Annotated in this window: 5 protein-coding genes; 2 read left to right on the forward strand and 3 right to left on the reverse strand. The window is 70.4% G+C overall.

Features of this window, described 5'->3' with window-relative positions; translation table 11 throughout:
• Together AB0J09_RS52900 and AB0J09_RS52905 are read right to left on the reverse strand one after the other, a co-directional pair.
• A partial coding sequence (locus AB0J09_RS52900) for an AAA family ATPase (RefSeq protein WP_360709606.1) occupies positions 1-1,110 on the reverse strand: 1,110 nt, incomplete at its 3' end.
• A 74-nt stretch (positions 1,111-1,184) separates the two neighbouring features.
• Complete coding sequence (locus AB0J09_RS52905; protein WP_360709608.1) at positions 1,185-3,512, reverse strand: LuxR C-terminal-related transcriptional regulator; 2,328 nt, start codon at positions 3,510-3,512, stop codon at positions 1,185-1,187.
• A gap of 305 nt (positions 3,513-3,817) precedes the next feature.
• On the opposite strand from AB0J09_RS52905, the gene AB0J09_RS52910 reads away from it, so the two are divergent.
• Positions 3,818-4,243, forward strand: a complete 426-nt coding sequence (locus AB0J09_RS52910) for a hypothetical protein (RefSeq protein ID WP_360709610.1) — start codon at positions 3,818-3,820, stop codon at positions 4,241-4,243.
• Positions 4,244-4,270: 27 nt separating this feature from the next.
• Here AB0J09_RS52910 and AB0J09_RS52915 read toward each other — a convergent pair whose 3' ends face one another.
• Positions 4,271-5,857 carry an IclR family transcriptional regulator C-terminal domain-containing protein gene (locus AB0J09_RS52915; RefSeq protein ID WP_360709612.1) on the reverse strand — a complete coding sequence of 529 codons (1,587 nt, stop codon included), beginning with the start codon at positions 5,855-5,857 and terminating at the stop codon, positions 4,271-4,273.
• Between the two features lie 118 nt (positions 5,858-5,975).
• Here AB0J09_RS52915 and AB0J09_RS52920 point away from each other — a divergent pair.
• A partial coding sequence (locus AB0J09_RS52920) for a CoA-transferase (protein ID WP_360709614.1) occupies positions 5,976-6,344 on the forward strand: 369 nt, incomplete at its 3' end.

The raw sequence follows: 6,344 nt of genomic DNA on the forward strand, positions 1-6,344 counted from the left end.
AGCCAGCGCCGGCTCGCTCAGACACGCTTCGAGGGCGGCGCGGATGTTGGGCAGCTCCCGCTGCAGCAGCAGGTATCGCTCCAGCTGCTCGGGACCCATCTCGTCGACCCGGTGCTCCTCCACCAGGTTCCGGTAATGATCGACGTAACGCCGGCGCAGCTGCCGCATCTCGGAGGGCGGCACCTGCTCGCAGCCGAACGCGCGCAGGCTCTCCGGCATGCTGTACCGGGCCCCGTCCCTGATCAGGACCGACTTGTCCACCAGCCCGGCCAGGTGATCGAGCACGTCGAGGCGGTCGATGCCCTCGCCCGAGCACACCGCCTCCGCCGTCTCCAGGTCGGCCCCGCCGGGGAACATCCCCAGCCGGGCCCACAGCCGCCGCTCGCCGGTCGAGCAGAGGCGGAAGCTCCAGTCGATGGTCGCGCGCAGCGTCTGGTGGCGGGGGAGCGCGGCGGGAGCCTTCGCGACCAGTACGTCGAACCGCTCGTCCAGCTCGCGAGCCAGCTGTTCGAGCGGCAGGGTGCGCAGCCGTACCGCGGCCAGCTCGATCGCCAAGGGGATCCCCTCCAGGCGCTGCACGAGCCGCGCCACGGACGCCATGTTGTCCGGCTGCAGCGCGAAACCGGGCACGACACCCGTCGCGCGCTCGATGAACAGGCGTACGGAGTCCTGGCGGGCGATCTCCCGCAGGGTGGCCCCCGGGCTAGGGAGGGGCAAGGGAGGGACCGACAGCACCTGCTCGCCGTACACCCGTAGCGTCTGCCTGCTGGTCGCCAGGATCTGCAGGCGAGGGGCGGCGCGCAGCAGCCGCTCCACGAACGGGGCGCAGACCGCGCTCAGATGCTCGCAGTTGTCCAGGACCAGGAGCATCCGGCGGCCCGACAGATAGTCCAGCAGCACGGTCATGAGGTCGGGGCGCCCGTCGCGCAGCCCCAGCGCCGTGGCGACCGCCGACTCGAGCAGGTCGCCGGTCTCCAGCGTGGTCAGCTCGACCACCTCGACGCCGTCCTGGTATGTGTCCCGCAGGAGCTCCGCCGCCTTGAGCGCCAGCCGGGTCTTGCCGACGCCGCCCACGCCGGTCAAGGTGAGCAGCCGGGCCCTGCCCAGCATCTTCCGTACCGCGGACAGCTCATGCGTCCGACCGACAAAGCTTGATTTGTCGGTCAGTAGACCGCCGCGGGCCTTCATGGAGACCTCCCGGGAAGGGGCTGCCCCTGCTCACCTACCCAGGCCGCGATCTGAGCCCGGGAGTTGAACCCGAGCTTGTTCAGGATGTGCTCGACGTGCCCCTCCGCCGTGCGCTGGGCGATCACCAGCGTGGACGCGATCGCCTTGTTGGTCATGCCCTGCGCGACGAGCTGGGCGATCTCCAGCTCCCTGCGGGTGAGCGGTGAGGCCGCCTCGCGCGCCGGCTCGGCCACCTGGACGGTCTCGCACATGGAGTACGCGATCGCCTCGGCGGAGGTGAGCTCGGTGCCCTTGCGGAAGCCGGTCTCGAACGCGCGCCCGCCGAGGCGTTCCCGCGCCCGCGCCTCGGAGGCGTCGTGGTAGCCGGACAGGTAGCTGAGCAGGGGAGCGCCGAACGACCGCCAGCTCTCCTGCGAGGCGCCGAACAGCACCGCAGCGCGCTCGGCCGTGCCGTCGGCGGCCATCCACGCCAGCGCCTCGATGCACAGGGCGATGCCCAGACGGTCGTCGAAGGGCCGCTTGAGCCGGATGGCCTCGCGCTCCATCTCGACCGCCCCGGCCGTGTCGCCCTGCCGCCACAGCTCGATCCCGTACACCCATAGCGTGTACGACCTGAACCAGTGGTCCTCGCGCGCCTCGCAGACTGCCAGGCACTCCTTGTACTGGGCCTCGGCCTGATCGAAGTGGCCGAGCAGCGAGTGGGCGGTGGCGAGATACATCAGCGCGTTCACCATGCCCATGTCCTCGCCCGCCTCGCGGTGGCCTTCGACCGCCGCGCCGAGGAAGGTCACCGCGCCGGTGAAGTCGCGCTGGATCAGGGCCGCGAGGCCGGAGACGTACGCGGCGCCCGCGAGGATCCCCGCGTCGCCGAGCTTCGTGCTCAGGCCGTGGCACTCGTCCAGCATCTCCGCGGCCGGCGCGAAGTCGCTCTGCAGGACCGCCAGCCGCGCGTTGAGGCACAGAGCGCCGGCGCGGGCGGGAGTCGGCTCGGCGCCGGCGGAGAGCAGGCGGTCGAGCCACGTGCGCCCTTCGCGCAGCGAGGCGGCCGCGATCCAGTAGAACCGCAGCGCCGTGGCGATGGCCAGGCCGCGCTCCGCCTCGCCCGGCGTCGTGAGGCAGTAGTCGAGCGCCGTGCGGAGGTTGCCGTGCTCGGTGTGCAGGCGCATGAACCAGGCCACCTGGTGAGGGCCGAACCATTCGCGCTGCGCGCGGCTCACGAGGTCGTGGCACCAGTCGCGGTGCCGGGCCTTCAGCTCCGCCTCCTCGCCCGACTCTCGCAGCCGTTCGCGGCCGTACTGGCGGATCGTCTCCAGCAGCCGGTAGCGCACCGTCGTCTCGTGCTCCTCGCGGGCCAGCACCGACTTGCCCACCAGGCCGACCACCAGGTCGACGACCTCATCGGGGAGGATGCCGTCCCCCGAGCACACCTGCTCGGCCGCCTCCAGGTCGAGACCGCCGGAGAACACCGAGAGACGGGCCCACAGCAGCCGCTCCTGATCGGTGCACAGGCCGTAGCTCCAGTCGATCAGCGCCCGCAGCGTCTGCTGGCGGGGCATGGCCGTGCGCGCGCCCATCGTGAGCAGCCGGAACCGGTCGTCCAGCCGGGTCAGCAGCTGCTCGACGGAGATCGCCCGCAGCCGCACGGCCGCCAGCTCGATCGCCAGTGGGATGCCGTCAAGACGGTGGCAGATGCGCGCCACGGCCTCCTGGTTGGCCTCGGTCACCTCGAATCCCGGGAGCACGGCCTGGGCCCGTTCGGCGAACAGTCGTATCGCGTCGAACTGCTTCAGTGACTCGGTGGAAGGGCGCGAGCCGTTGCTATCCGGCATGGGCAGCGTCGGCACGGGCATCGTCTGCTCTCCGACGACGCCGAGCGACTGCCGGCTGGTGGCCAGGATCCGCAGTCCGGGCACGGTGCGCATGAGCGTTTCCGCCATCCTGGCGCAGTGCTCCAGCAGGTGCTCGCAGTTGTCGAGGATCAGGAGAAGGTGCTTGTCGTGCAGGTGGTCGATGAGCACCTCGATGGACGGCCGTACGGAACGGTCCTGGATCTCCAGGGACTCCGTCACCGTCTGCAGGAGCAGCTCGGGGCTCTCCAGCGCCGCGAGCTCGACCAGCCACACCCCGTCGTGGAAGCTGCGCCGCAGGTCGTAGCCGGCTCTCAGTGCCAGGCGCGTCTTGCCGACGCCGCCCACACCGACGAGGGTCACCAGCCTGGCTTCGGACAGCAGCCGCTTGACCTCGGCAATCTCGTGCCGCCGGCCGACGAAGCTGTTGAGCTCCGAGGGCAACCGGAACGAAACGATCGGTGCGGTCATGGTCATGAATGCTCCAACGGCTCAGGCGCTCGGATCACCGCGCCACTGGTGGCCGAGCCTCCAGAACCCACATTATTCGGTGAATGCATTTAAATGAACTTTGTCGTTTTTGAAACCTATATGTCGGTCAAGGGTGTCTACTTTTTCTGGAAAAATTGGCAAAAAAGGGGCTCTTGGGTGGTCGCATCATGTTTTGTGGCCGCCTTTGCCGATGCGGAGACATAGCTTTGCCGAGGGGATTGTTGCAGTCGGACATTTCGGGCATGGATGCATCGCGACCCGGAGGTTCAACTCGGGGAAGGGAGACGATCATGACGTCGTCAACGTCACCGTTCGGACGGGCATTTCACCCTGGTGCCGGCTTTTCCGGCTGGCTGGGATTCGCCGGAACGCTGGCCATGGTGCTGGGCGTCTTCAACATCATCGAAGGCATCATCGCCCTCGTCAACACGCGCTTCTTCGTCACACCCGGGCGGCTGCTGGTGTGGAACTACACCGCATGGGGCGTGATCTGGCTGGCATTCGGCGTCCTGCTGTTCGCCATCGGGCTCGGCGTGCTGGCCGGGCAGATGTGGGCCCGCGTGGGCGGGGTCGTCCTGGCAGGGCTCGCCATGATCGGCCACTTCGCCTTCATGGCGGCCTTCCCCATCTGGTCGATAATCTCGATCGCGCTCTCCGCCCTGGTCATGTACGGCCTTATCGCACCACCGAGGGGGGCGACGGGCGTACGCGAGTGACCTTCTGAGCGGCCGCGGCCATCCATGTCACGGTTCGGCGGGGATGTGCCGCAGGTCGGCCGCCATCCTGGCAGCGGTCTCTGCCAGGGCGGGAAGCACGTCGCGGAGCAGGCCGGCGCGGCTCGCGCGGCTGGCGTGGGTGGCGACGTTGACGGCCGCGACCACCCGCCCGTCCCGGCCGCGGACCGGCACGGCGATCGATCGCACTCCCTCCTCCAGTTCCTGGTCCACCAGCGCGTAGCCGTCTTCGGTGGCCTGCCGGACGGCGGCTCGCAACTCGGCGGGTGATGTGATCGTGTGGCGGGTCAGCGGCTCCGGCGCGATGGCTGCCAGGCGCTCCTGGGGCTGATCGGCCAAGAGCACCCGGCCCATCGAGGTGGCGTACGCGGGAAAGCGGGTGCCGACCGTGATGTTGACGGTCATGATGCTCGCCGTGGGCACGCGCGCCACGTACAGGACGTCGTCGCCGGACAGCACCCCGACCGAGGCCGACTGGTGGACCCGGGCCACCAGGTCGGCCAGGTGCGGCTGCACGACCTCGCCGAAGGTGCGCTCCGACAGAGAGGCGTAGCCCAGCTCCATCACTTTGGGCAGCAGCGCGAAGCGCGAGTCGTGGGGGGTGACGTAGCCCAGCCGCTCCAGGACCTGCAGCGACCGCCTCGCGGTGGCCCTGGGGAGCCCGGTGGCCTTGGCTGCGTCGGCCAGGCTCAGACCACCGCGGGCCGAGCCGAGTGACACCAGTACGGCCAGGCCGCGCGCCAGTGACTGCAGGAATCCCGCGCCCAGCTCGTCCTTGGCGGCACGGTGTCCATGGCCTCCACTTCGCGGAGGCGGCTCGGTCGCTGGAAGCTCTCGCGCGAGATGCGAGGCGGCGGAATCCGGGCGGGGCAGGGGCGCCGGCTCGGACAGGGCCGCCTCCATGTCCGCGACCGTTTTGCGTAGCTGGGGGAGTGCGTAGTCGCGCAGGCTGGCGGCGGTGTGCCTGCTGGTGTGGCTGACGACGCTCACCGCGCAGACCGCCTTTCCCTCCGGGTCCCGTACGGGCACCGCGACCGCGATCAGGCCCGGCTCGATGAGCTGGTCGTCCTCGGCCCACGGCGCCGACGGATCGAGCAGGGCCAGGCCGGCCGCGCAGCGGGCGGCGGGCAGCAGGTCGCCGGCCCGGAAGGCGACCGACATGGTGCGCCGCCGGGTGAACTGGCCGATGAAACGTACCCCGTCGCCGTCCTCGACGGCCAGCGACACGGACTCGTCCAGTTCCTCCGCGAGCCGCTCCGCCAGGGGCGCGAGGAGGTCGCGCAGGCCGCCGCAGGCGAGGTACGCCTCGCCCAGCTCCATCAGGGGCGGCGCCGGCAGCATGTCGCGCCCCTCGGCGCGGACATAGCCGAGGTGGGCCAGCGTGGCCAGGACGCGGTCGACGGTCGACCTGGCCAGGCCGGTGGCGCGCACGAGGTCGGTGGCGCGCACCCGCCCGGAGCGCGACCGCCCGGCGCGCGGCGGCGCGGCACCGTGAGCCTCGCCGGCCGTCCCGCCTGCGGGCATGGGCCCGGCCGGGTCGGCGACGAGTGCCCTCAGCACGGTCAGGCCGCGCTCCAGGGTCCCTGCGGCCTCCATCCGGCCCTCCTCCGCTCGATCAAGGACTTTGACATGAACGCGGTCCCGTACGCATACTCGACATCACAATAGTGAACTAATGTTCACTATGCGAACACTCTCGGGTGAATGGAGCGTCGTGCGGAGAGACAAGGTGGTCGCGACCGCCGAGGAGGCGCTGGCGGGCGTGCGTGACGGCGCGTCGTTCGCGGTCGGCGGCTTCGGCCTCAGCGGCATCCCCAACGTGCTGATCCAGGCTCTTCACAACACCGGCGTGACCGGGATCGGCGTGGTGTCGAACAACTGCGGAGTGGACGGCGGCGGCCTGGGGGTCCTGCTGGCGGCCGGGCGCATCGCACGCGTGACCGCCTCGTACATCGGCGACAACAAGGAATTCGCCCGGCAGTACCTGGCAGGGGAGCTGGAGGTGGAGCTGACCCCGCAGGGCAGCCTGGCGGAGCGGCTGCGCGCGGGCGGCGCCGGCATCCCCGCCTTCTACACCCCGGCC

The sequence above is a fragment of the Nonomuraea sp. NPDC049784 genome (genome assembly GCF_040659615.1).
Classification (GTDB): domain Bacteria; phylum Actinomycetota; class Actinomycetes; order Streptosporangiales; family Streptosporangiaceae; genus Nonomuraea.

Coding starts and splice junctions, on each gene's coding strand:
- AB0J09_RS52905 (WP_360709608.1), bottom strand. CDS start 3,512: ATGACCATGACCGCACCGATCGTTTCGTTCCGGTTGCCCTCGGAGCTC.
- AB0J09_RS52910 (WP_360709610.1), top strand. CDS start 3,818: ATGACGTCGTCAACGTCACCGTTCGGACGGGCATTTCACCCTGGTGCC.
- AB0J09_RS52915 (WP_360709612.1), bottom strand. CDS start 5,857: ATGGAGGCCGCAGGGACCCTGGAGCGCGGCCTGACCGTGCTGAGGGCA.